This window comes from Mesorhizobium sp. M1428 (assembly GCF_040317515.1).
In the GTDB taxonomy this organism is placed as follows: Bacteria; Pseudomonadota; Alphaproteobacteria; order Rhizobiales; family Rhizobiaceae; genus Mesorhizobium.
The window spans coordinates 55856-79417 of record NZ_JAMYKT010000009.1 but is presented as its reverse complement, the minus strand read 5'-3'; the positions used below and the strand labels follow the sequence as shown (position 1 = coordinate 79417).

Below are 23562 nucleotides of genomic sequence, written 5' to 3'. Positions count from 1 at the left end.
GCTCAAGTGGCTGCTGCGCCGGGTGCGCAGTGCCTCCGACAGCTCGGGAACCATGTTGAAGCCAATCCTGTCCGAACCCGAGGATGATAGCGGGCCTACTCCGCCTCGACGCGCCTGAGGGTGACCGCGCTGCGATCTTGACGCCAAAAATGACCGCTCACATATCCTTTTAGGGCCGCGCCGCAGCCGACGGTCATGACCGCTTCGAAGGCCTGCCACGGCGGCGTGTCCGCCTGATGCGGAAGGCAAGAGCGGCAGTGGCGCGCAACGGCGGAACCATCGGGCATGCTTGGCTATTAGATACAGGCGGCTGCTGGTCTGCCGGGCCAGGAGCCTTTACTAATGATCATCAATCCCCCACCGGAAAGCGCCATCCCGGCATCCGTTCCGTCGGTCGATCCAAAAGCCGCCCCGACGCCTCGCAATGCCGAAGCGGAGGTCTTTTATATCGAAGCGATCCGCGAACTTGTCGCGACCGGCATCCCCTTTCTCGTCGCCGGCACCTATGCCGTAAGCGCCTATACCGGGATCATCCGCCCGACCAAGGATCTCGACATTTTCTGCAAGGCCGGCGACTGCCCGCGCATCCTCGCTCATTTCAAGCGGATCGGCTACGCCGTCGTGGTCGAGGACGACCGGTGGCTCGGCAAAGTGTTCAAGGGGACGCATTTTTTCGACGTCATTTTCGCCTCAATGAACGGCACAATGCCGGTCGACGACCAGTGGCTGGAGCACGCCCGTCAGGGCGAATTGCTGGGCAGCCAGGTGCGGATCATCGGTCCCACCGAGCTTGTCTGGTCCAAATGTTTCATCCAGGACCGCGGCCGCCACGATGGCGCCGACGTTTCGCACACCATCCTCAAGACGCACGACCAGATCGACTGGCAAAGGCTGCTTTCCTACATGGAAGTCCATTGGGAAGTTCTGCTGATGCATCTCTTGAACTTCCGATGGATCTATCCGTCGGAGCGGGGCCGCGTACCCGCCTGGCTGCTCGACGAGCTGCTTGACCGGCTGGCCAGGCAGCGCGAATTGCCACCTTCCCGGATGAAAATCTGCCGTGGGCGCATGCTTTCACGAACCGACTATGAGATCGACGTCAAGGACTGGGGCTTTGCCGACGTCGGCGGTGAAGGAGAACATAGCAATGGCTGACGAGCTCGAAACTGCTTCGGCAAAGGCGGAAAACGGCGGCACACTCAAAGTCGCCGCCATTGGCGATCTGCATGTCGGCAAGGAAGACCAGGCCTCGTACCGCGATCTTTTCGGCGAGATGTCGCGTGAAGCCCAGGTTCTCGTGCTGACGGGTGACCTTACCAATCTCGGCAAGCCTCGGGAGGCCGAAATCCTTGCCGAGGAACTGCGTGCCTGCACGATCCCGGTCGTCGCCGTACTTGGCAACCACGACTATGAGTCAGGCGCCGTCGACCAGGTCACCGACATTCTGCGCCAGGCGGGCGTTCACCTGCTCGACGGTGAAGCGACAGAGATTCACGAGGTCGGGTTCGTTGGGGTCAAGGGCTTCGTTGGCGGTTTTGGATCGCGCATGCTCGGCTCCTTCGGCGAACCAGCGATCAAGTCAATGGTGGCGGAAAGCGTGAACGAAGCGATGCGGCTTGAAAACGCGATGCGGCAGGTCCGCGCCAAACGCACGCTTGTCGTTCTGCACTACGCGCCTGTCGTCGAGACGGTCGAAGGCGAGCCGCTGGAGATATTCCCGTTTCTCGGTTCGTCACGCCTGGCCGAGACAATAGACCGGTTCCAGGTCAGCGCGGTGGTGCATGGTCATGCGCATCGCGGCGCCTATGAGGGCCGCACGCCGGGCGGGGCGCCGGTCTATAACGTTGCCATGCATGTCGCCAAGCCGACCGGCCGCCCCTACGCCATGCTCGAAATCTGACAGGCGGCGCCACCGGCGCAAGCAATCGTCAGTGCACACTGCAGAATGATCACGGCAATTGCCGGGTAACAGCCATCCGCTTCGGTGGAATGTCGTTTTCATCCGGGTTGGGAACGGGATCCTCGTCGGGGAGCCTGTCGGGGTCCGGCTCACGCACGGGCTTGGGATCGGGGATGGGAGGCGGTGGCACCGGGGTCGGTGTTGGCTCGGGTGTGGGAATAGTGGCCATCGTAATCATCTCCTCTTGGCGCAGAACAACGCAATGGGCCAGCTGGTTCCCGGCTTCCTCGTTTTTGGAAAATCACACGGTCGCACTTGGCCGGTCAGCCCATCTCCGGATTCGGCTGGCTGCCGCCCGACTTGTTTGACCGCAGCAGCAGCGCCAGCGGAACGAGCAGGGCGGTTGCCACCGCGCAGTAGCGGAAGACATCGACATAGGCGAGTAGCGTGGCCTGGCGGGCGATCAACTGGCCAAGCCAGCCGATCGCCTGCTGCTTCGCCTCGACTATCGGCGAACCCTGGGCGACGAAATGATCGGTCGCCTGCCGAAGCGCCTGCTGATAGGCGGGCGACGATTGCACGGTGTGGCCGACCAGATTCGATTGATGGATCTGGGAGCTTTGCGCAATGACGGTGTTGGACAGCGAGACGCCGATGCTGCCGCCGATATTGCGGGCAACGTTGATCAGCGCCGATGCCTGGTTGGTCTTCTGCGGGGGCAAACCGACATAGGCCGCGGTCGAGATGGGAATGAACAGGAACGGCAGTCCGACCATCAGGAAAACACGGGCAAAGGCAAAGAAGCGGAAGCTGGCGTCCGGAGTAAGCGAGGTCATATGCCAAAGGGCCACTGCGACCACCGACATGCCCATCATGATCAGGTATTTAGGCTGCACGATGCTGCCTACAAATCCGGACACCGGCATCAAGATCAGCATGGCGATGCCGCCCGGCATCATCGAAAGGCCCGAGAGCGTCGCGGTGTAGGCAAATGTCGTCTGCTGCAGCTGCGGCACGATCTGGGTGGTGCTGAACAGGATAGCACCGACCGCCATCATGACCAGGAAGGCCGTGCCGAACTGGCGCGTGAACAATAGGCGCATGTCGACGACCGGATCGCTGCGACTGAGTTCCCATGGGATAAGCAGCAGGAATGCGATCGCGGAAATCACTGCGAAAGTGGTGATGAAATCCGAGGCGAACCAATCGTAGCGCTGGCCCCGGTCGAGAAATATCTCCAGGCACCCCAAGGCTATCGCCACCAGGACGAAGCCGACCCCGTCGATCTTCAGGCCGCCTTTCAGCCGTTCCTTGCGTTCGCGTTCGAGGACGTCCGGTTCGACCACCAGCCATTGCACCAGGGCCAGCGACAGGATGCCGAACGGCACGTTGATGAAGAAGATCCAGTGCCAGGAGAAATGGTCTGTCAGCCAGCCGCCGATTGTCGGCCCGACCGTCGGTGCGACGATGACGGCAATGCCGTAAAGTGCGAAGGCTTGCGAGCGCTTTTCAGGCGGAAAGGTGTCGGCAAGGATCGATTGCTCGCTTGGCGCCATGCCGCCGCCGCCGAGGCCCTGAAGGACCCTGAACAGGATGAGCAGTTCCAGGTTGGGCGCCAGTCCGCACAGCAGCGACGCGACGGTGAAGGTCGCAACGCAGAGCATGTAGTAGCGCTTGCGGCCGATGACGCTTGCCAGCCAGCCGCTGACCGGGATGATCACCGAGTTGGCGACGAGATAGGTGGTAATCACCCAGGTGCTTTCGTCCATTCCGGCCGCCAGGCTGCCGGCGATGTTGCGCAGGGCGACATTGGCGATCGAGGTGTCCAGCACCAGCATGAAAGTGGCGATGGAGACGACGACGGCGATGAGCCAGGGATTGTGCGTCCCGGCGGCGGATCGGCTTTCGCCCTGATTTCTGGCGGTTTCGCCGCTCATCGCACCTTGACCGTCGGCACCACCGACAGGCCAGGGCCGAGAAGCACATCCGGCGGCTTGTCGAAGACGATCTTGACCGGCACGCGCTGCACCACCTTGACGTAGTTGCCGGTGGCATTTTCAGCCGGCAGGAGGCTGAAGGCGGTGCCGCTGCCGGCCTGGATGCTGTCGACGCGGCCATGGAAGGACTTGTCCGGGTAGGCATCGATATCAATGTCGACCGGCTGTCCCTGCCGCATCAGGTCGAGCTGCGTCTCCTTGAAATTGGCCTTCACCCAGACCTCGTCGGGAACGAACATCATCAATACCTGGCCGGGTTGGGCGTAGGTGCCGTTAGCGGCGGAAATGCTCGTTGCCCGCCCGGCTGCGGGTGCTGCGATAGTCGTGCGCGACAGCGTCGTGCGGGCTTGCTCCTGGCTGGCCTTGGCCTGATCGAGCTGCGCCTCGGCGCTCCTGGCCTGTGCCCGCAAGACCGAAACCTGGCTTTTTGCGGAGGCGACATTGGCCTCGGCGCTGTCCAGCGCGGCCTGGTCCTGACGCAACGTCGATGCCGCCTGCTGCGCCTGCTGTTGCGTTGCTGTGCCCCTGGCCAGGAGTTCGCGATTGCGTTGATCCTCGGCCTTGGCGAAATCAAGCGCTGCCTTGGCCTGTGCAACCTGTTTCTGGGCAGCGTTCACCTTTGCGTTTTGAGCCTCGATCTGGGCGGTGACATTGACGATTTCGGCCTCGGCCGCGGCGACGCCGGCGTCGGCCTGCTTCAGGTTTGCCTGATAGTCGCTGTCGTCGATACGCAGGAGGACATCGCCCACCTGTACATGCTGATTGTCGGTAACCGCCAGCTCGGTAATGCGGCCGGCTATTTGAGCGCCGATCGTCACCGTGCGGGCGTCAATGAAGGCGTCGTCGGTCGATTCGTACTGGCGAGCGTTCAGCCACCAGATCGCGATGCCTGCCGCGACGAGCAACAGCGCAAGCGCGATCGCTGCAGCCGCATAGGGATGGCGCCTGGGAAAGCCGAGCAGACCGGCCTTTCGTTGCGAGGCGTTCCCGTCGGGTTTTTCCTGCCGCGGCTCTGCCGATCGCTCACGAGATTCTCGAACCGGGGCCGGTTGCTCCCGGGTTTCATTTACAGGCTCGACGTCTTGCTCGACGCGTTGAGGCTTCGTGTCCAACGGAATTGCTTTCAAGACTGATACTGATATTGCAGCCGCCGAAGCGGACGCAAAGCCAAACGGCAAGCTTCCGCAAAAGTTCCTGTCTGGAACCGGGTTCGGTTAACGGGTCGACATCGAACACAGGCGGGGGCGCGTCGGAATTCGAGCGCCGCTTCACCGGGCAGGTGATCCGTACGCCTCATGTTGCGGCGGTCGGCCTTGTCAGCGCTCCATGGCGCGATAATTGCTCATGTAGGCGTGGGCGAATTCACCTGTCGACAGGAGCCGACCATGAAACATCAAACACTCGACCAACTGCAGGCCGTCGCGGAAGTTGAGTCCTTCGCGGTGTATCCGGCGATGACTCGAACCCAGCGGATTGAACGTTGGGCGGAACTTCTCGAACAAAACCCGACGCGATGCCTTGGGGCGCTTCCAGGCACCGAATATATGAACAGGGAAGCGCGCGACAGATCGCGTGGGGCTGGGACGCCGCTCACTGTCGCCTTCGAGGATCCGGTTCTGCGTGCCATGGGCCTCAGCGATGATACCTATGGTGAGGCAAAGCGCTTCTTCGAACTGAGCGACCGGCAGTTGCACCAAATCGTTTGCCATTGCCATGTCGGCGCTACGATGCAAGCGAGATGGGCCGCTGCCAGGGTGCGCGGGATAGTTCGCGGCAACAGATTTGTTGCCTGGCTGAAGGGCCTGATCGTGCATTGAGGCGGTACGAGGAACGGCGGAACACGCGTTCTTTCCGCGCCGTGGAGAGCGCTTCCGAACTTGGAAGGGCTCGTGCCGCGTCGGGCCGCGCAGATTGTGAAACTCCTCGACGCTTGGCTGCGCCTTGTCGCGGCCATGCGTCTGTCTTTGATGCGAGAATTTGAGTTGGCCTGCCGCAATTGAGGGCCGTCGCCGGACGGGCGTCCGAGCGCCGTCCAGGCCTGCCTGCGCGGCTACTAACGATGATGATCCTGCGATCGGGGACGATCCTGCGACCTGGCTACACTAGCGATCGATTTCTCCGAACACGATGTCGAGCGAGCCGATGATCGCGGCAACGTCGGCGATCATATGGCCTCGGGACAGGAAATCCATCGCTTGCAGGTGGGCGAAGGAAGGTGCGCGGATCTTGCATCGGTAGGGAACATTGCCTCCGTCCGACACGAGGTAGACGCCGAACTCGCCCTTCGGTGCCTCGACGGCGGCATAGACTTCACCGATCGGCACGCGAATGCCTTCGGTATAAAGTTTGAAGTGGTGGATCGTCGCTTCCATCGAGCGCTTCATCGTGGCACGGGGCGGCGGCGTGATCTTGTGGTTCGGGATCGCGACCGGCCCCTGACCTTCTGGTGAGCGCAACTTTTCCAGACATTGCCGCATGATGCGGACCGACTGGCGCATTTCCTCCATGCGTACGAGATAGCGGTCGTAGCAGTCGCCATGCTTGCCGACCGGGATGTCGAAATCCATCTCCGAATAGCATTCGTATGGCTGCGCCTTGCGCAGGTCCCAGGACGCGCCCGATCCGCGCACCATCACGCCGGAAAAGCCCCAGGCCCAGGCATCATCGAGGCCGATCACGCCGACATCGACATTGCGCTGCTTGAAAATACGGTTCTCGGTCAACAGCTCTTCGAGATTGTCGCAGACCTTGAGGAACGGATCGCAGAACTTCCAGATGTCGTCGAGGAGTTCCGGCGGCAGATCCTGATGCACGCCGCCAACCCTGAAATAATTCGCGTGCATGCGGGCACCGGACGCGCGCTCATAAAAGACCATCAGCTTCTCGCGCTCGACGAAACCCCAGAGCGGCGGCGTCAGCGCGCCGATGTCCATGGCTTGCGTGGTGACGTTGAGGAGGTGAGATAGCAGCCGGCCTATTTCGCAGAAAAGCACGCGAATGAGCTGCCCGCGTCTCGGAACCGATATTTCGAGGAGCTTCTCGGCAGCGAGACAGAATGCATGCTCCTGGTTCATCGGCGCGACGTAGTCGAGCCGGTCGAAATAGGGCAAGGCCTGCAGGTAGTTCTTGTACTCGATGAGCTTTTCGGTGCCGCGATGCAGCAGGCCGATATGGGGATCGGCACGTTCCACGATCTCGCCGTCGAGTTCGAGCACCAGCCGCAGGACGCCGTGAGCGGAGGGATGTTGTGGCCCGAAATTGATGGTGAAGTTGCGAACTGCAGCCTCGGCCATGACAGTCCTCCGCAATCAGGCGGACTTCCGTTCCGTGCCGGAACCGGCTTGTCCGCTTTCAGCCGCTCACGTCGTCGTCTGGATGATCAGCGTGAGCGTGCCGTCGCCGTCGATATTGGCCGCCACGACCTGCGTGGAATTAAGTCCGTTCGCCGCCAGTGCCGATGCCGCCTGCGGCGATGCGTCGATCGAACTTTGCAGGATGCGCAAATCCTCGGCGCTGGTCTGGGTGACGACGGCCTCCGCCTGTGCCTTGACGTCAGGAGGCAGATCCTCCATCGCCACGATTGTCACTGCGGTGAAATTCTGGGCGGAGAAGGCTTGGTCAGGTGTAGCCTGGTCGGGAGTGGTCCCTTCGGGCGTGGCTTGCTCTGGCAGGGATTGCGGCGCCGTTGGCGGCACAGGGGCAAGCTCTGGTCCCACGGCTTGCGCATAGACCGGCGAGGCAAGCGCCAGTGCCGAAAGTGTGGCAATTGTCGTCGATAGGCGCATGGCCGTTCCTTCCGTTTTGCTCAGCGGACGATCAATTCGGTGACGACAAAACCATCGTGTCGAAATATGGTTCCGTGACCGGGGAGCTGTCTTGCCGAAAGCCGTGATTGTCGCGGAAAGCAGGGCGCGAAATCCGGCGTTGCCTGTCTCAGGCAGCGGTGTGGCTGCGATCGGGCTGCGGCCAGCGCTGCAACGCCTCACGGCCCTGAGCGGTCAGTTCGTAGATCCCGCGATCGGTGCGTGCGAACCAGCGATACACATTGTGCAGCAGGATCTTGGGCGCGTTCGGCAGGTTGGGCTTCAAGTCACGCGGTCGCTTTGGGCCGTCGGCGAGGGCTGCGGCGCATGCCAGCGCCTGCTGGCGATAAGCGGTCATGATCGGCGCACGCGAGCCGCCGCCGGCGACAGGATCGCCCTGCCGACGCCGATGTTCGTCAATTAGCTTCGAGCGGCGCCGGGGATCGCGACGCGGAGCCAATGCCGTCGGGCTGAGCAGCACCTGAACCTCGCCGTTCGTTCGCACGCCAAGCAGGCCAAAGCCGAGGCGACGGCAGAGATTGCGGTATCTCACATCGCTCTCACGGCCCTTGCCACGGGTCGACATACATGCCGCAAGCCAGACCTCGTCGCTCGCCGCCATACGGTCGACCCCTTGGAGGACCAGCTCAAGGTTGAACGTCAGCTTCAGCTCGCAGATGACGACGATCGGTGGAGAGTCGGCACTCAGCGCCAGCAGATCGCAGCCGCCGATCTCGCCCTTGACCATAAATCCCAGGCCTTCCAGGAAGGCCTTGACCGGGCTGTAGAGTGACGTTTCGAGCATGGGCCTTTGTCGGCTGCGAATCATCCCGCCGATCGGCGGTTCAACGCGATGATCGCTCCTTGCCGTTGAACAGGAGGTAAACGACGGCCGAGCAAGTGGTCAGAGCCGTGCCATGGCCGCTTGCCAATTTGGTATGCTGGTATAATGTGTACCTGAGGTAGCATGCTCCACGTAGCTGCGCTGCGCTGGACATTCGGGCGCCCGAGACATCGTCCATGGCATCGTCATTCGAGCGGCGGCTCCCCTGCGTTTTCTAATCCGCCAACCGGCGGTAATGTGCATACAAGTCAATGGGATGACGATCGGCAGGGCCGTCGTTGGAATTCAGGAGTAACGGACACATGACAACGATTGCGCTGTTTGGTGCGGGCGGCAAAATGGGTTACCGTCTGTCGACCAACTTTCGCGGATCTCCCTATACGATACGCCATGTCGAGGTCAGCGACGCCGGCCGCGAGCGGCTTAAGTCGGGCCTCGGCATCGATGCCGTCAGCGCCGATGAGGCGCTTGATGGCGCCGATGTGGTGATCCTGGCGGTGCCGGACACGCACATCGGCAAGGTTGCGGCGAGTATCGAGAGCAAGCTTGCATCAGGCACGATGGTCGTCGTGCTCGACGCCGCAGCACCTTTCGCCGGGCATTTGCCGAAGCGGCCGGACCTGACCTATTTCGTCACCCACCCGTGCCATCCGCCGATCTTCAACGACGAGACCGACATGGCGGCCAAGAAGGATTATTTCGGCGGCGTCAAGGCCAAGCAGCACATGGTCAGCGCCTTGATGCAGGGACCGGAGGAGGATTTCGCCAAGGGTGAGGCGATCGCAAAGATCATCTGGGCGCCGGTCATGCGCTCGCATCGCGTCACGGTCGATCAGATGGCGCTGCTCGAGCCCGGCCTCTCGGAGACTGTCTGCGCCTCGCTGCTCGTCGTCATGAAAGAGGCCGTCGACGAGGTGGTGGCGCGCGGGGTCGATAAGCAGGCGGCGCTCGATTTCCTGCTTGGCCATATGAACGTGCTTGGCGCCGTCATCTTCGGCGAAACCAAAGGCGTGTTCTCCGACGCCTGCAACAAGGCGATAGAGTTCGGCAAGCCGGTGCTGATGCGCGACGACTGGAAGCGGGTGTTCGAGCCGGAGGAGATTGCCGCGAGCATTCAGCGCATCACGTGAGGGCAGCGACGCGTTCACCGGAACATGTCACCTGAAATTGTCATTGACTCATTATACCAGTTGGCTTAGCTGTTCGATGGATTGGGCCGTCAAGCTTCGCAGCAGGCTCAGGGGCTGGATGAGTGGAGGATAGGGGAAGCGGTCCGTCGGGGTGAAGTCGGCCAAGGCTTGTGAATCTGACGCGACCCGCCGCCTACGCCCGCTAACGAAATCGAATGCATATAGCCTTGCGACAAGGCACGGATTTTCAACGGGAGGAATACATGAAACTGACACGCAGAATGACGCTTGCGGCTTTTGCCGGCATGCTGGCGCTTGGCACCGCCGCCCCCGCCTATGCGGCGGATTTGATCGCCATCATCACGCCCTCGCATGACAATCCGTTCTTCAAGGCGGAAGCTGTCGGCGCGGAGGCCAAGGCCAAGGAACTCGGCTACGAGGCGTTGGTGCTCGTCCATGACGACGACGCCAACAAGCAGTCCGAATTGATCGACACGGCGATCGGCCGCGGCGCCAAGGCGATCATCCTCGACAATGCCGGCGCCGACGCCACCGTCGCCGCCGTGCAGAAGGCCAAGGACGCAGGCGTTCCTTCCTTCCTGATCGATCGCGAGATCAATGCCACCGGCGTTGCCGTCGCGCAGATCGTCTCCAACAATTATCAGGGCGCCCAGCTCGGCGCGCAGGAATTCGTCAAGCTGATGGGCGAAAAGGGTAATTTCGTCGAGCTCGTCGGCAAGGAATCCGACACCAATGCCGGCATCCGCTCCAAGGGTTACCACGACGTCATCGACGACTACCCGGACCTCAAGATGGTGGCGCAGCAGTCGGCCAACTGGAGCCAGACCGAGGCCTATTCAAAGATGGAATCGATCCTTCAGGCCAATCCCGATATCAAGGGCGTGATCTCCGGCAATGACACGATGGCGATGGGCGCTTATGCGGCACTTGCCGCTGCCGGCCGCAAGGACGTGATCGTCGTCGGCTTCGACGGGTCAAACGACGTGCGCGACTCGATCACCTCCGGCGGTATCAAGGCGACGGTCCTGCAGCCGGCCTTCGCGCAGGCGCAGATGGCGGTCGAGCAGGCAAACGACTTCATCAAGAACAAGAAGTCTCCCGCCGAAGAAAAGCAGCTGATGGACTGCGTCCTGGTCAATGGCGACAATGCCGCCAAGCTGGAGACATTCGCGCTCACAAACTGAGCCGATGTAACATCAAGCAGCAAGGGACGAGCCTCCGGTTCGTCCCTTGCTGCCATTTCGCCCTTGCTTCCATTTCTCAGGGTGCTCCTGACCGCCATGCCGAACGAGCCGACATGTTCAACACGCTGACCCGGCCGATCCTTGTCGCGCCGTTCCTTGCAGCCATAGTCAGCCTGACCGCCTGCAAGATCCTGCCGACGCCGTCAGCGGAAAACGGCGGCACTGGCTCCGCGTTCAATCCCGACAAGATGGTCGAGGACGTCTGGGCGGCGAAAGTGATACCCTATCTGCAGCAGAAGGCCGGGCCGTTTGCCGAGGTTCATGCCTTGGCCAAGACCGATCCCGCCGCCGCCGGCGCCAAATACGGCAACCCGAAAAAGCAGGCGAATTCGCCGTGGACCTTCGCCGTTCGGCTCGAGGGCAAGGTCGTTGCAGCCAATACACAGTCACGCGCGGCGACGATGGACGTCGATGCCGACGGCGACGGCAAGGCGGACGCGCGGGTGCAGATCGGACCCGCCATGCGCGGAACCGCGCTGCGCGACAGCCTCGACTTCATCCAGTTCAACGATTTCACCAACCAGATCGACTTCGCCCAGTTCGGCAAGGCTTTCAACGCCTATGCCGACAAGACCGTGCTTTCCAAGCTGCCGCGCGAGGCACTCGAGGGCCGCAGCGTCGAGGTACTCGGCGCCTATACGCCGGGCAGTGGCCAGGACCTGCCGCTGGTGACGCCGGCGGAGGCAAAGATCGGACCGAAGCCATGAGCGGCGATCAAGATGTCATCCTGAAGCTGGAGGATGTCTCGAAGGTCTATTCCGGCACCGTCGCGGTCAAGCGGGCGAATTTCGAGGTGCGCAAGGGCGCGGTCAACGTGCTGGTCGGCGAAAACGGAGCCGGCAAATCGACGCTGATGAAGATCATCGCCGGTGTCGAGCAGCCGACACTCGGGCGCATCCTGCTGGACGGCGAGGAGGTTTCCTTCTCGTCATCCGGGGACGCGGTGAATCGCGGCATCGGCATGGTTTTCCAGGAGCTGAACCTGTTCGGCAACCTGACTGTCGCCGAAAATATTTTCGCCACCCGCGAGATCACCAATCGTTTCCGCAAGATCGACCGCAAAGAGCAGGAGCGCCGCGCGGCGGAATTCCTTGAACGCCTGGAAGCCGGCATCCGGCCGGACATGCTGGTCGAGGATCTGCGCATCGGCCAGCAGCAGCTGGTCGAGATCGCCAAGGCGGTTTCGCTCGATGCGCGCATCCTGATCATGGACGAGCCGACGTCGGCGCTTAGCGCGGCGGAAGTCGAGGTCCTGTTCAAGGTGATTGCCGATCTCAAGGCGCGCGGCGTGGCAATCGTCTACATCTCGCACCGGCTCGAGGAACTGATCCGCATCGGCGACACCATCACCGTGCTGCGCGATGGGCGCATCACCGGCCAGGCGGAGATGAAAGACGTCGACACCCAGTGGATCGTGCGGCAGATGATCGGCTCGGACGCCAAGGACTTCGCCAAGGCCGACGGTCATGTGCCGGGCGAGGAAATATTCCGCGCCGAGGACATCTGCTTGCCGCGCGTCACCGGCGGGCTGGCGGTCGATCACGTCTCGCTATCGCTGCGCGCCGGCGAAATCCTCGGCATCTATGGCCTGATGGGCGCCGGACGCAGCGAGCTGTTCGATTGCATCATGGGCCGCCACGGCCATTCGACCGGCACGATATTCATTGCCGGCAAAAAAGTGCACGAGCGCGACACGACGCGGCGCATCCGGCGCGGTCTGGCGCTGATCCCTGAAGACCGCCAGCGCGAAGGGCTGGTGTCGATCCTCTCCGTCGCCAGCAATCTCACGCTGGCCAGCCTGTCGCGTTTCGTGCGCCTGTTCCACATTCGCGGTGCCGCCGAACGACAGGCGGTGACCCAGACGGTGCGCGAACTGGCTATCAAGGTCGCCGATCCGGCGCAGGAAGTCTCGTCGCTATCGGGGGGCAACCAGCAGAAGGTGGTGATCGGCAAGGCGCTGCTCACCGGACCGAAGGTGCTGCTGATGGACGAGCCGAGCCGCGGCATCGACGTCGGCGCCAAGGCCGACGTGTTCCGCACCATGCGCAAGCTGTCGCGCGACGGCCTGGGGATCCTGTTTGCCACCTCGGATCTCGATGAGGTGATGGCGTTGTCCGACCGCATCGCAGTGATGAGCAATGGAAAACTGACCGGCATGTTCGACCGCGCAGAGGCGACGGAGGCCGCGCTCGTCGCTGCTTCAGCCCTCGGCCACGGACCGGTCCCGCACGGAGAGCAAGGCGCATGACTGACATTCCAGCCAAGGCGGCGGTCACCTCGATGTCGAGCGGCTCGGTCCTGCTGATGCTGATGAAGGCGAGGACGTTCATCGCGCTGATCGCCGTGCTGTTATTCTTCTCGATAGCTGCCCCCAATTTCCTATCGGCCGCCAATCTTATCCTGATGTCGAAGCACGTGGCGCTGAACGCATTCCTTGCAATGGGCATGACCTTCGTCATCATCACCGGCGGCATCGACCTGTCGGTCGGCTCGATCGTCGGCCTGTGCGGCATGGTGGCCGGCTATCTCGTGCTCAACGGCATCGACCTGCAGGTCGGCTACACCATCTATTTCAACGTCTTCGAGATCGCACTGATCACGCTTGCCGTCGGCATATTGATCGGCGCCGTCAACGGCTTGCTGATCACCAGGCTTAACGTTGCGCCGTTCATCGCCACGCTCGGCGTGCTCTATGTCGCGCGCGGCCTGGCGCTGCTGTCGTCGGACGGCCGTACCTTCCCCAATCTCGTCGGCAAGCCGGAGCTTGGTACCACCGGGTTCGGCTTCCTCGGCGCCGGCCGGTTGCTCGGCCTGCCGGTCGCGCTGTGGATTTTGCTCGTCGTTGCGCTAGGGGCGGCCTATCTCGCCAAATATACCCCGCTCGGCCGCCACATCTTCGCCGTCGGCGGCAATGAGCGGGCGGCACGGATTTCAGGCGTCCGCGTCAACATGGTGAAGATGTTCGTCTACATGTTCTCCGGCTTCTGCGCGGCGATCGTCGGGCTGATCATCTCGTCCGAACTGATGGCCTCGCATCCCGCGACTGGAGAGAGCTTCGAGTTGAATGCCATTGCCGCGGCAGTGCTCGGCGGCACCTCGATGTCGGGCGGACGTGGTACGATCGGCGGTACCATTGTCGGCGCCTTCGTCATCGGCATCCTTTCGGACGGGCTGGTGATGATGGGGGTGAGCTCGTTCTGGCAGATGGTGATCAAGGGCCTCGTCATCATCGTCGCCGTCGTCGTCGACCAGGCACAGCGCCGATTGCAGAGCCGGGTGACGCTGATGCAGATGGCAAAGGCCGGCTGATATGGCGGAACTGCGAGGAGCGCTGATCGGCTGCGGCTTCTTTGCCGTCAACCAGATGCATGCCTGGCGTGACGTCGAGGGTGCCTCGATCGCCGCCATCTGCGACCGCGATCCGGAGCGGCTGCGGATCGTCGGCGACCAGTTCGGGATTGCGCGGCGCTATACGGACGCGTCAGCGCTGTTTGCCGGCGAAAGGCTGGATTTCGTCGACATCGCCACCACCGCACCAAGCCACAGAATGCTCGTCGAGATGGCGGCGCAGCACGGCGTTCCGGCAATCTGCCAAAAACCGTTTGCGCCGACGCTTGCCGACGCCCAGGCGATGGTGACGGCCTGCGCCGACGCCGGCGTGCCGCTGATGGTGCATGAGAATTTTCGCTGGCAGTCGCCGATCCAGGCAGTGCGTACCGTGCTCGACAGCGGCGAAATCGGCGCTCCCTTCTTCGGACGGATCTCGTTCCGCTCTGCTTATGACGTGTTTTCCGGCCAGCCTTATCTGGCGACGGGAAAGCGCTTCATCATCGAGGATCTCGGGATCCACATCCTCGACGTCGCCCGCATTCTTCTGGGCGACGTCTCGACCGTCACCGCGCGAACGGCGCGCGTCAACCCTGCCATTGCCGGCGAGGACGTTGCGACGATGCTGATGGACCACATGGGCGGCGCCACTTCCGTGGTCGACTGCAGCTACGCCAGCAAGCTCGCTACCGAGCCGTTCCCCGAGACGCTGATCGAGATCGATGGCAGCGACGGCACGATCCGGCTGGCGCAGGGCTACCGGCTCACCGTCACCAGAAGAAGCGGTACAGTCGTCAGCGATGTCTCACCACCGCTGCTGGCCTGGGCATCGCGGCCGTGGCACAACATCCAGGAAAGCGTCGTCGCCATTCAAAAGCATTGGGTCGATTGCCTGACCAACGGAACCGAGCCCGCGACCTCGGGCGCGGACAACCTCAAGACATTGGCGCTGGTCGAGGCAGCGTACGCCGGCGCCGCAAGCCGGGAGCCGGTGCAGCTCGACACCTTGCTGAAATGACAGCCGACGCCTTCCTCCTCTACGGCACACGTGCCGTTGAAGCCGAGCCGGTCAGGCTGCGCGCCGGCGCGCTGACGGCGGACTTCGTCAACGGCAATCTGCGCACCATCCGCCACGGCGACACCGAAGTGCTGCGCGCCATCGCCTACATCGTCAGGGATCGCGACTGGGGCACTTACGAGCCGACGCTCACCGATTTGGAAATCGACCAGGGCGATGACGCTTTCTCCGTCAGCTATTCGGCAGGTTGTTTCGGGCCAGAGGGAAGCCGGCTCGACTTCCGTGCGACCATCAAGGGCGCCGCCGATGGCCGACTGGTCTTCGACGTGAGCGCTCGTCCCGACAGCGATTTCCAAACCAATCGCTGTGGTTTCTGCATCCTGCATCCGATCGCCGGCCTGACCGGCAGCCCGGTCACGGTCGAGCATACCGATGGCAGCGTGGTCGCGACCAGGCTTCCAGAGCTGATCGATCCCTGGCAGCCGTTCAAGGATCTGCGGGCGATCACCCATCAGGTCCGGCCCGGCGTCACCGCCGAATGCCGGATGGAAGGCGATACTTTCGAGATGGAGGACCAGCGCAACTGGTCGGATGCCTCCTACAAGACCTATGTCCGGCCGCTCGCGCTGCCATGGCCATACGTGCTGCCGGCCGGCGAGACCTTCCGTCAAACCGTCAGCTTGCGGGTAGCGGGTCGCGGGAAAGTGCCGGCCGCCGTGGCAAGCGCCGAACCGATTCGTGTCAGGCTCGGCCAAGCCGGACCGGTGCTGCCGAATGTTGGCGTCATCATCTACCCTGATCAGGTTGAGGCGGCGCTGGGCAAGCTGCCGATGCTGTCCGAGCTTGGCCCGCAGCAATTGATATTCCACTATGACCCGACGCGCGGCCACGGGCTTGCCGCCTTGCGGTCCTACGCCCGGCTCGCCGCCGCCTATCCGGTCCGGACAACGCTCGAATGTGTCATTGCCGGCGACGGCGATCTCGACGCCGAGCTTTCAGGCGTCGCCGACAGGGTGCGCCAGGCCGGACTCAAGCTTTCGGCCATTGCCGTCTCGCCCTCGATCGACCGGCAGTCGACGCCACCGGGCAGCGCGTGGCCGCAATGCCCGCCGCTCCAAGACGTCTATTCTGCCGCCCGCCGCGCCTTCCCCGATATCCGCCTCGGCGGCGGCATGTTCAGCTATTTCACTGAGTTGAACCGCAAGCGCGTCCCGGCCGGTCAGCTCGATTTCGTCACGCATTGCACCTGCCCGATCGTGCACGCCGCCGACGATCTCAGCGTCATGCAATCGCTGGAAGCACTGCCTTTCATCACGGCGTCAGTTAGGACGATCTTCGGAACAATACCTTATCGGATCGGGCCGTCGACCATTGCCATGCGCCAGAACCCTTATGGCGGCGCGACCAAGGCCAATCCCGACAATCAGCGCATCGCCATGGCCGACCGCGACCCTCGCCACGCCGGGCTATTCGGGGCCGCATGGACGATCGGCTATGCCGCACGCGTTGCGCCGGCCGGGCTCGAAATGCTGACGCTCTGCAGCTTCACCGGACAATTCGGCGTACTGGCCTCGTCGGGCGAGCCTGTCGAAGAAGGTGCAACGCGGCTGATTTTCCACGCGGTGAAAGGACTTTGCGATCTGGCCGGCCATGCGCATGTGGCGGCGACAACGACCGATGAGACGCGGGTGCTGGCACTGGCCGGCCGCTCCCAGACCGGCAAGATCATCGTCTGGCTGGCGAACCTTACCCCGGACGATTTTCCGGTCGACCTTTCTGGGCTCGGCTCAGATCAGGGTCCTCTGAAGATTTGGGATGGACGAACGTCACGCCAGATCCAGCGAAACGCGTCGGACCGAGACCGTCTTGTGATGACGCCCTACGCAATCGTCCGGATCGGCTGAAGTCATTTGCCGAGATTCATGGATAGCCGCACCTCGGCAGCCGTTGCCCGTAGCCGCAGCACTTCCGATGCCGACTTGTCACCGGATTTGCTTTCGAAACTCGCCTGGTGCCATTCCAGTTGTCTTGGAAAAAAGACGGCTGAACGAGGCGGCGTCCTGATATCCCACCCGATAGCAAATTTCTGAAACGCTCAGTTTCGTTTCCTCAAGCATGGATTTTGCCAACTCCAGCCGCCTTTCCTGGATCCATTTTCCCGGCGTTGTCTGGAGTTCGTCGAAAAATCTGCGAGACAGGGTTCGCGAAGACATGCCCAATTCGGTTGCCAGAAATTTCAGATCGATTTTCGCCATCTTGACTTTCGAGAGCTCGCGCAGCTTGTTCTCGAATGGGCTGGCCTCGTTCGAAATTTCGTCGAGAGAAAATTCGTAGGGACTCTGGAATGTGCGCGGCGGCGGGAGAACCAGAAGTTTTCGAATGATCCGCTCCTCCTTCGAGAAGCCGAGATCAATCAGCAAAGCCCTGGCGAGTTCGAGTCCGGAAAACCCACCTCCGCATGTGTAGAGGCGGTCCTGGCGAATGAGCAAGCGGGAAGCGTCCCATCGCACTTGCGGAAACCGGCGGCTTGCCTCGGCTTTCAGCCACCAGGATATCGTCGCGCGTTTACCGTCCAATAATCCCGAATTGGCGAGCAGATAACACGCGCCGCAATGTGCTGCAATGATTGCGTCCTGCTGTTGCGCGAGCGCGATCAGCGGTTTTGAATGTTCACTCTCCTCGTCGAGCGAGCGCAGAAGCTCGGGAATCTCGACACCCGGCATCGCAATGAGAATCAGGACATCCATTTTCCGGGATGGTTGAGCCTTTGTCGGGAAGAAAATTCCGGTGCTTGATGCCGACGGCGCGCCCCTTGAAACGAACTCACAGGAGAGAACCTGTGAACGGCAGACGTCATTCACAAGCTGAAACATTTCCACGAGCGTCGAGACGACGGCCGAATAGAAATTCGACGGCAGCCAGATCACGACGTGGAGGCTCCTGTCAGCCATTGCGGTTCTCCCGGTGTCGTTCCCGTAGAGTGGCAAGTCTAGCATAGTCTTTGTCAAAATTGCCAATTCCAGAACAAGCGCGGCGCCTCCAGGATGGCCGCATGCGGGCTGCCGACGAAGCGGCCTGTGGAAATCCATGGCTGGGAAGATGCAAATGCTGAAATCGCTGAATGAAAACAACGCGGCACATATACCGGATTCAGAGCGTATCATAAAACCGCAGCGCTGGTCCGGGCCCAGACTGGCGCTCCTGGCGTTCGCGCAGTTCATCATCGCCATCGATTACAACATCGTCTATGTCGCCTTGCCAGATATTGGCCGTGATGTCGGCTTTACGGTCCAGTCGCTGCAATGGGTCGTAAGCGCCTACGCGGTGGCTTTTGGTGGTTTCCTGTTGCTCGGCGGCCGCGCAGCCGACCGGCTCGGGCCACGGCGCATGTTCATCCTGGCGCTGGTGATCTATGGCGTTTCCTCATTGGCCGGCGGATTTTCTCCCGATGCCCTAACGCTGGTGGCTGCCCGGGCGGTGCAAGGCCTGGGCGGAGCGCTGCTGTTTCCAGCAACCATGGCGTTGATCAATACAAGTTTCGCGGAAGGCAGCGAACGCAACCGGGCGCTTGCTGTCTGGGGCGCGACGGGAAGCGGCGGCCTGGCAGCCGGCGCGATCATCGGCGGCGTCCTCACCAACAACTGGGGTTGGCAGGCGGTCTTCTTCTTCACCGTTCCGCTGGCCCTGTGTGCCGCGCTTATCGCTGCGCCAATTCTGCTGGCGCCAGATCCCGCGAGAACCAGCAGCCGCAGTTTTGATCTTCCGGGTGCGCTGGTCGTCACAGCAGCGGCGACCTTGTTGGTGTTCGGTCTAGCCAGTGGTCCCGAGGTGGGTTGGCAGACAGTTCGGGCCGCCGGATCACTGTCGATCGGGGCGCTGCTGCTTTGCGCCTTCGTTCTCATCGAGAGCCGCGTGCTTGATCCGCTCGCGCCACTGCGGTTGTTTGCCAATCGCAGCCTCGTCGCAGCCATGGCGGTGAGCTTCTTTCACCACATGGCGCTGAGTTCCGGTTACTACCTTCTTACGACGTATTTCCAAAATGTGCTCGGTTACAACGCGCTCGCCGCCGGCCTGGCATTCGTGCCGCTAGGGATACTTGCAATGATCGGCGGAGGGAAGACCGCGGCGCTGCTGCTCAACAATTGGGGGACGCGTGCGACGATGTTCGCCGGCATGGTCATATATGGGATCGGGCTGGCAGCGATCGCTTTTGCGATGTCGCCGGGCGGTTCGTATTGGACGGTGCTGCCCGGTATCGTCATCTATGGTTTCGGCGGCGGCATTGCCTTTACGACGCTCTTCGCCGCTGCCGCTTCCGGAGTGGCTCCCCATGAACAGGGTGTCGCGTCGGCGCTGGCGTCGACCTCCCTGCAGATCGGCGCGGCATTGGGTCTCGCCGCCATTCTTGCCGTGGCCAATGCCCGTTTAGGCGGGCAGGCCGGCGTCGCATCGGATGTCGTCAACGGGTTGCGCGTTGCCGGTTGGTTCGCCGCGGCGGCGGCTCTCCTCGGTGCGGCTCTTGCCCTAACGCTGAGGCAGCGGAATACGGTGTCGCCTCGCGATGTTGCCGCTTGCCCCGAAGCTGCATCCTGATCTGTGGTCAGTCAGAAGGCCGAGAGCAAGGTCGCGGCCGCTACGCCGGTCGGGACCTTGCTCTTGATTTTCAGCTGCCGGAGTTCATCACGTAAAGCGCACGCGAGCGTTCGAGGTGCTTGATCATCGCCTTCTCGGCGCCATCCGCATCCTTGGCTTCGATGCGTCCGATGATCTCTTCGTGCTCGGTCAGCGTGAACTTTTCCTTGCCGGTCCAGATCAGCATTTCGGTGTGGTATTCCTTTAGCCAGCCAAGCATTGCCTCGCTGACGGCGACATAGATCGGGTTGCCGGATATTGCCGCTATCTGGGTATGGAATTTCATGTCGGCGGATATGAAGGCTTCCGAGTCGCCACGATGGCTGCGCTGCTCGGCAACCGTTGCCCGCAGCTGCTGCACGTCCTCGGCGGTGGCCTTCTCCGCGGCTTCCCTGACCATGCCGCGCTCGAAGAAGATACGCGCGTTCTTGAGGTGCTCGAGCGTGTCCTTCGATGACGACAGGATGATCTTGGCTGCGCCATCGACCTGCTTGATGATCGACTTGGCGGTGAGCTGCAGCACCTTGGCACGCTCACCATGCGAGATCGCGACCAGCCCCATATTGCTCAACGCCTGCATCGCCTCGCGGATCGCCGGCCTGCCGACCTCGAAGCGCTCCATCAATTCGCGCTCCGATGGCATGTCGTCACCCGGCAGCAATTCGCCGCTGGTGATCAGGCGCTTCAGTCTCAAGAATACTTCGTCGGAAAGCTTGCGCCGGACGATCGGCTCCGAACGGTTCATCGTCGCGAATCACTCCTTTGACCGACCTATACCTAGCATTTCCGCCGTGAATTCCGGAACGCCTGTTGCCGGCTCGCCCTTACTTGCCAAGCTGGATAGGGCTTGCAATGCTTATGTACTCATTATACCAGATTTCGAGGGCCAAGGAACCTTTTTCGAACCACCCGGCAGGCCGCGCGAATATGATTATTCTCACCTATCGCATCGAAACGCCTGGCAATGTCGAGGCGCTGGCGGCCAAGATCGCAAGCGACCAGTCGACCGGAACCTTCGTCGCGCTGGCCGGCGAGACCGAAGAGCTCAAGGCCAGGGTCGCAGCGCGGGTCCTGGCGATACGGCATCTGCAGGATGCGGATCGGCCGTCTCTTCCCGAAACCGGCCCGGAAGCCGGCTCCGAAGCAAGCAATGGCCCGGTCAAGCGCGCCGACGTCGACATCGCCTTTCCGCTGGACGCCATCGGCACCGACCTGTCGGCGCTGATGACCATCGCCATCGGTGGCACCTTTTCGATCAAGGGCCTGTCCGGCATCCGGGTTGTAGACATGAGGCTACCCGAGGAATACCGGGGCGCGCATCCGGGCCCGCAATTCGGCGTCACGGGCAGCCGCAGGCTGACCGGTGTCGCGGATCGTCCGATCATCGGGACCATCGTCAAGCCGGCGCTGGGGCTCCGTCCGCACGAGACGGCCGCAATGGTGCAAGAGCTCATTGCCGCCGGCGTCGATTTCATCAAGGATGACGAGAAGCTGATGAGCCCGGCCTATTCCCCGCTGTCGGAGCGGGTGAGGGCAATCATGCCACTGATCCTCGACCACGAGCAGAAGACCGGCAAGAAAGTTATGTATGCCTTCGGCATCTCACATGCCGATCCCGACGAGATGATGCGAAACCACGACCTGGTAGCAAACGCCGGAGGCAATTGCGCCGTGGTCAACATCAATTCGATTGGTTTCGGCGGTATGGCTTACCTCCGAAAACGCTCCAGCCTGGTGCTCCATGCCCACCGCAATGGCTGGGACATTCTCACCCGTCATCCCGGCCTCGGTATGGATTTCAAGGTCTGGCAGCAGTTCTGGCGGCTGCTCGGCGTCGACCAGTTCCAGATCAACGGCATCGCCTCGAAATACTGGGAACCCGACTGGTCCTTCGTAGAATCCTTCAAGGCGGTGACCACGCCGATCTTTTCGCCGGCCGATTGCGCATTGCCGGTCGCCGGCTCCGGTCAGTGGGGCGGGCAGGCGCCTGAAACCTTCCAGCGAACCGGCCGGACGGTCGATCTTCTCTATCTCTGCGGCGGTGGCATCGTCAGCCACCCGGACGGGCCGGGCGCCGGCGTGCGCGCCGTGCAGCAGGCCTGGCAGGCGGCGGTCCAAGACATTCCGTTGGCGGATTATGCCTTGAGCCATGTCGAGCTGGCGCGATCGATCGAGAAGTTCGGCGGCGAGGCGGCTTGACGCCATGCAAAACCTGCTTCTGAGTTATTATGGCGACGACCTTACCGGCTCGACCGACGTCATGGAGGCGCTCGAGCTCGGCGGCGTGCCGACCGTCCTGTTCATGCGCCAGCCGGACGAGGCGCTGCTTTCGCAGTTCGCGCATTGCCGCGCCCTCGGGCTTGCCGGCACCAGCCGCAGCGAGACGCCGCAGTGGATGGACACGCATCTGCGAGATGCCTTCGCCTGGCTGAAGACCGTCAACGCCGAGATCTGCCACTACAAGGTCTGCTCGACCTTCGATTCCAGCCCGGCGATCGGCAGCATCGGCCGGGCGATCGAGATCGGCCGCTCGGTTTTCCGGCAAGGCGGCGTGCCGCTGGTGGTCGGCGCGCCGCAGCTGAAGCGCTACACCGCCTTCGGTCATCTGTTCGCTGCCTATCGCGAAAAATATTTCCGCATAGACCGCCATCCGGTGATGAGCCGCCATCCGATAACGCCGATGGACGAATCCGACCTGCTGATCCATCTGTCGCGCCAGACAGACCTCAGCTCGGGCCTGGTCGACCTGGCGACGCTGCAGTCTGCGTCGCGGTCGGAAGCATTCGACCGGCTTGTGGAGGATGGCAGAGGTATCGTGCTTGTCGATGTCGACAGCCTGGAAACCCAGGCGCTTGCCGGCAAGGAGATTTGGCGCGCTCGCAAGCCGGGCGGTTATTTCGTCGTCGGCTCTTCGGGCATTGAATATGCCTTGTTGGTCGAATGGGCATCGAACCGGATCGTGGATGCCAAACCTGCCTTTTCGCCGCCGGGCGCTGCCGACAGGATCGCCGTGGTCTCGGGGAGCTGCTCGCCGACGACGGAACGACAGATCCGGCATGCTCTGGCCGACGGCTTCGACGGGATCGAGCTCGACCCGGTCGAACTGGTTTCCGAGACGTCGAACGACGCTATTGCGCGCGCGGTTGCAACCGGGCGCTCCACCCTACAGGCTGGGCGCAGCGTCATCCTCTACACCGCGCTCGGACCTGCGGCCGACCGCGGTACTGAAATCGATCTCCGGGAAGGCGCCCGCCATAAGCTCGGCCGTGGCCTTGGCGAGGTTCTCCGCGAACTGACGCTTCAAGAGCAGCTGCTGCGCGTGGTCATCGCCGGCGGCGACACGTCGAGCCATGCACTTGGCCAGATGAGCGTCGACGCGCTGACTGTGCGAATGCCGCTGCCCGTATCGCCGGGCTCGCCGCTTTGTGTGGCGCATTCAAGCGTTAAGGCGATCGATGGGCTGGAAATTGCCCTCAAGGGCGGGCAGGTCGGAACCGACCGCTATTTCTCCGCTATTCGCGATGGCGTCGGCGGTTGAGAGCGGGGAATATCGGGTCAAATCGTGATGCTCAATCGAGATCTAAGGTAATAATTAGCCGGCAAACCAGAAACTTAAGGCGTTCAGGTCGGCGGCGATGCCACTCAT

Annotated in this window: 20 protein-coding genes; 13 read left to right on the top strand and 7 right to left on the bottom strand. The window is 62.3% G+C overall.

Translation table 11 applies throughout. The features are described 5' to 3' along the window. Window positions 1-342 precede the first annotated feature (342 nt). Both NKG60_RS14975 and NKG60_RS14970 read left to right on the top strand, forming a co-directional pair. Window positions 343-1155: a nucleotidyltransferase family protein gene (locus NKG60_RS14975; RefSeq protein WP_352664453.1), complete on the top strand. Its 813-nt coding sequence runs from the start codon at window positions 343-345 to the stop codon at window positions 1153-1155. Continuing rightward, window positions 1148-1900 (top strand): metallophosphoesterase family protein, encoded by a 753-nt coding sequence (locus NKG60_RS14970; RefSeq protein ID WP_352664455.1) that lies wholly within the window; start codon window positions 1148-1150, stop codon window positions 1898-1900. Before NKG60_RS14975 ends, NKG60_RS14970 begins: the two co-directional genes overlap by 8 nt. Before the next feature lie 323 nt (window positions 1901-2223). Here NKG60_RS14970 and NKG60_RS14965 read toward each other — a convergent pair whose 3' ends face one another. Then, complete coding sequence (locus tag NKG60_RS14965) at window positions 2224-3837, bottom strand: DHA2 family efflux MFS transporter permease subunit (protein WP_352664459.1); 1614 nt, start codon at window positions 3835-3837, stop codon at window positions 2224-2226. Further along, window positions 3834-5009, bottom strand: a complete 1176-nt coding sequence (locus NKG60_RS14960; protein ID WP_352664461.1) for an HlyD family secretion protein — start codon at window positions 5007-5009, stop codon at window positions 3834-3836. The genes NKG60_RS14965 and NKG60_RS14960 overlap by 4 nt, the downstream gene beginning before the upstream one ends. 273 nt (window positions 5010-5282) lie before the next feature. On the opposite strand from NKG60_RS14960, the gene NKG60_RS14955 reads away from it, so the two are divergent. After that, a complete protein-coding gene (locus NKG60_RS14955) occupies window positions 5283-5714 on the top strand; it encodes a hypothetical protein (protein WP_352975120.1) in 432 nt (143 codons plus the stop codon). Window positions 5715-5999: 285 nt separating this feature from the next. On the opposite strand, the gene NKG60_RS14950 is transcribed toward NKG60_RS14955, so the two are convergent. The 3 genes from NKG60_RS14950 to NKG60_RS14940 all read right to left on the bottom strand — a co-directional run bounded on the left by NKG60_RS14950 (window position 6000) and on the right by NKG60_RS14940 (window position 8505). Next, window positions 6000-7190 (bottom strand): NADH-quinone oxidoreductase subunit D, encoded by a 1191-nt coding sequence (locus tag NKG60_RS14950; RefSeq protein ID WP_352664463.1) that lies wholly within the window; start codon window positions 7188-7190, stop codon window positions 6000-6002. 66 nt (window positions 7191-7256) lie between these two features. Next, the gene (locus NKG60_RS14945) at window positions 7257-7682 is read right to left on the bottom strand and encodes a hypothetical protein (protein ID WP_352664465.1); all 426 of its coding nucleotides are present in this window, start codon (window positions 7680-7682) and stop codon (window positions 7257-7259) included. Window positions 7683-7830: 148 nt separating this feature from the next. Beyond that, window positions 7831-8505, bottom strand: a complete 675-nt coding sequence (locus tag NKG60_RS14940; protein ID WP_352664467.1) for a DUF2161 domain-containing phosphodiesterase — start codon at window positions 8503-8505, stop codon at window positions 7831-7833. Between the two features lie 341 nt (window positions 8506-8846). Here NKG60_RS14940 and NKG60_RS14935 point away from each other — a divergent pair, with 341 nt between their 5' ends. The 7 genes from NKG60_RS14935 to apnL all read left to right on the top strand — a co-directional run bounded on the left by NKG60_RS14935 (window position 8847) and on the right by apnL (window position 17188). Continuing rightward, the gene (locus NKG60_RS14935; protein ID WP_352568083.1) at window positions 8847-9674 is read left to right on the top strand and encodes a phosphogluconate dehydrogenase C-terminal domain-containing protein; all 828 of its coding nucleotides are present in this window, start codon (window positions 8847-8849) and stop codon (window positions 9672-9674) included. 263 nt (window positions 9675-9937) lie between these two features. After that, complete coding sequence (locus tag NKG60_RS14930; protein WP_023675475.1) at window positions 9938-10879, top strand: D-ribose ABC transporter substrate-binding protein; 942 nt, start codon at window positions 9938-9940, stop codon at window positions 10877-10879. A gap of 113 nt (window positions 10880-10992) precedes the next feature. Next, window positions 10993-11646, top strand: coding sequence for a DUF2291 family protein (locus NKG60_RS14925; RefSeq protein ID WP_352664469.1), 654 nt, complete (start codon window positions 10993-10995; stop codon window positions 11644-11646). After that, window positions 11643-13187: a sugar ABC transporter ATP-binding protein gene (locus NKG60_RS14920; RefSeq protein WP_352975053.1), complete on the top strand. Its 1545-nt coding sequence runs from the start codon at window positions 11643-11645 to the stop codon at window positions 13185-13187. Before NKG60_RS14925 ends, NKG60_RS14920 begins: the two co-directional genes overlap by 4 nt. Then, the gene (locus NKG60_RS14915) at window positions 13184-14248 is read left to right on the top strand and encodes an ABC transporter permease (protein ID WP_352664473.1); all 1065 of its coding nucleotides are present in this window, start codon (window positions 13184-13186) and stop codon (window positions 14246-14248) included. The genes NKG60_RS14920 and NKG60_RS14915 overlap by 4 nt, the downstream gene beginning before the upstream one ends. Window position 14249: 1 nt before the next feature. Next, entirely contained in the window at window positions 14250-15284 is a 1035-nt protein-coding gene (locus NKG60_RS14910) for a Gfo/Idh/MocA family protein (protein ID WP_352975052.1), read from the top strand. Then, entirely contained in the window at window positions 15281-17188 is a 1908-nt protein-coding gene (apnL, locus tag NKG60_RS14905) for a D-apionate lactonase (RefSeq protein WP_352975051.1), read from the top strand. Before NKG60_RS14910 ends, apnL begins: the two co-directional genes overlap by 4 nt. Before the next feature lie 78 nt (window positions 17189-17266). Here the strand turns inward: apnL and NKG60_RS14900 are convergent, their stop codons facing one another. Further along, complete coding sequence (locus NKG60_RS14900) at window positions 17267-18235, bottom strand: GlxA family transcriptional regulator (RefSeq protein ID WP_352975049.1); 969 nt, start codon at window positions 18233-18235, stop codon at window positions 17267-17269. A 154-nt stretch (window positions 18236-18389) separates the two neighbouring features. On the opposite strand from NKG60_RS14900, the gene NKG60_RS14895 reads away from it, so the two are divergent. Next, complete coding sequence (locus NKG60_RS14895) at window positions 18390-19877, top strand: MFS transporter (RefSeq protein ID WP_352975048.1); 1488 nt, start codon at window positions 18390-18392, stop codon at window positions 19875-19877. Between the two features lie 70 nt (window positions 19878-19947). Here the strand turns inward: NKG60_RS14895 and NKG60_RS14890 are convergent, their stop codons facing one another. Continuing rightward, window positions 19948-20661 carry a transcriptional regulator NanR gene (locus tag NKG60_RS14890; RefSeq protein ID WP_352664482.1) on the bottom strand — a complete coding sequence of 238 codons (714 nt, stop codon included), beginning with the start codon at window positions 20659-20661 and terminating at the stop codon, window positions 19948-19950. A 182-nt stretch (window positions 20662-20843) separates the two neighbouring features. Here NKG60_RS14890 and oiaX point away from each other — a divergent pair, with 182 nt between their 5' ends. Next, window positions 20844-22115, top strand: a complete 1272-nt coding sequence (gene oiaX, locus NKG60_RS14885; protein ID WP_352664484.1) for a 3-oxo-isoapionate-4-phosphate decarboxylase OiaX — start codon at window positions 20844-20846, stop codon at window positions 22113-22115. Between the two features lie 4 nt (window positions 22116-22119). Beyond that, on the top strand, window positions 22120-23454 hold the full coding sequence (locus tag NKG60_RS14880; RefSeq protein ID WP_352863327.1) for a four-carbon acid sugar kinase family protein: 1335 nt from the start codon (window positions 22120-22122) through the stop codon (window positions 23452-23454). Window positions 23455-23562: the final 108 nt, after the last annotated feature.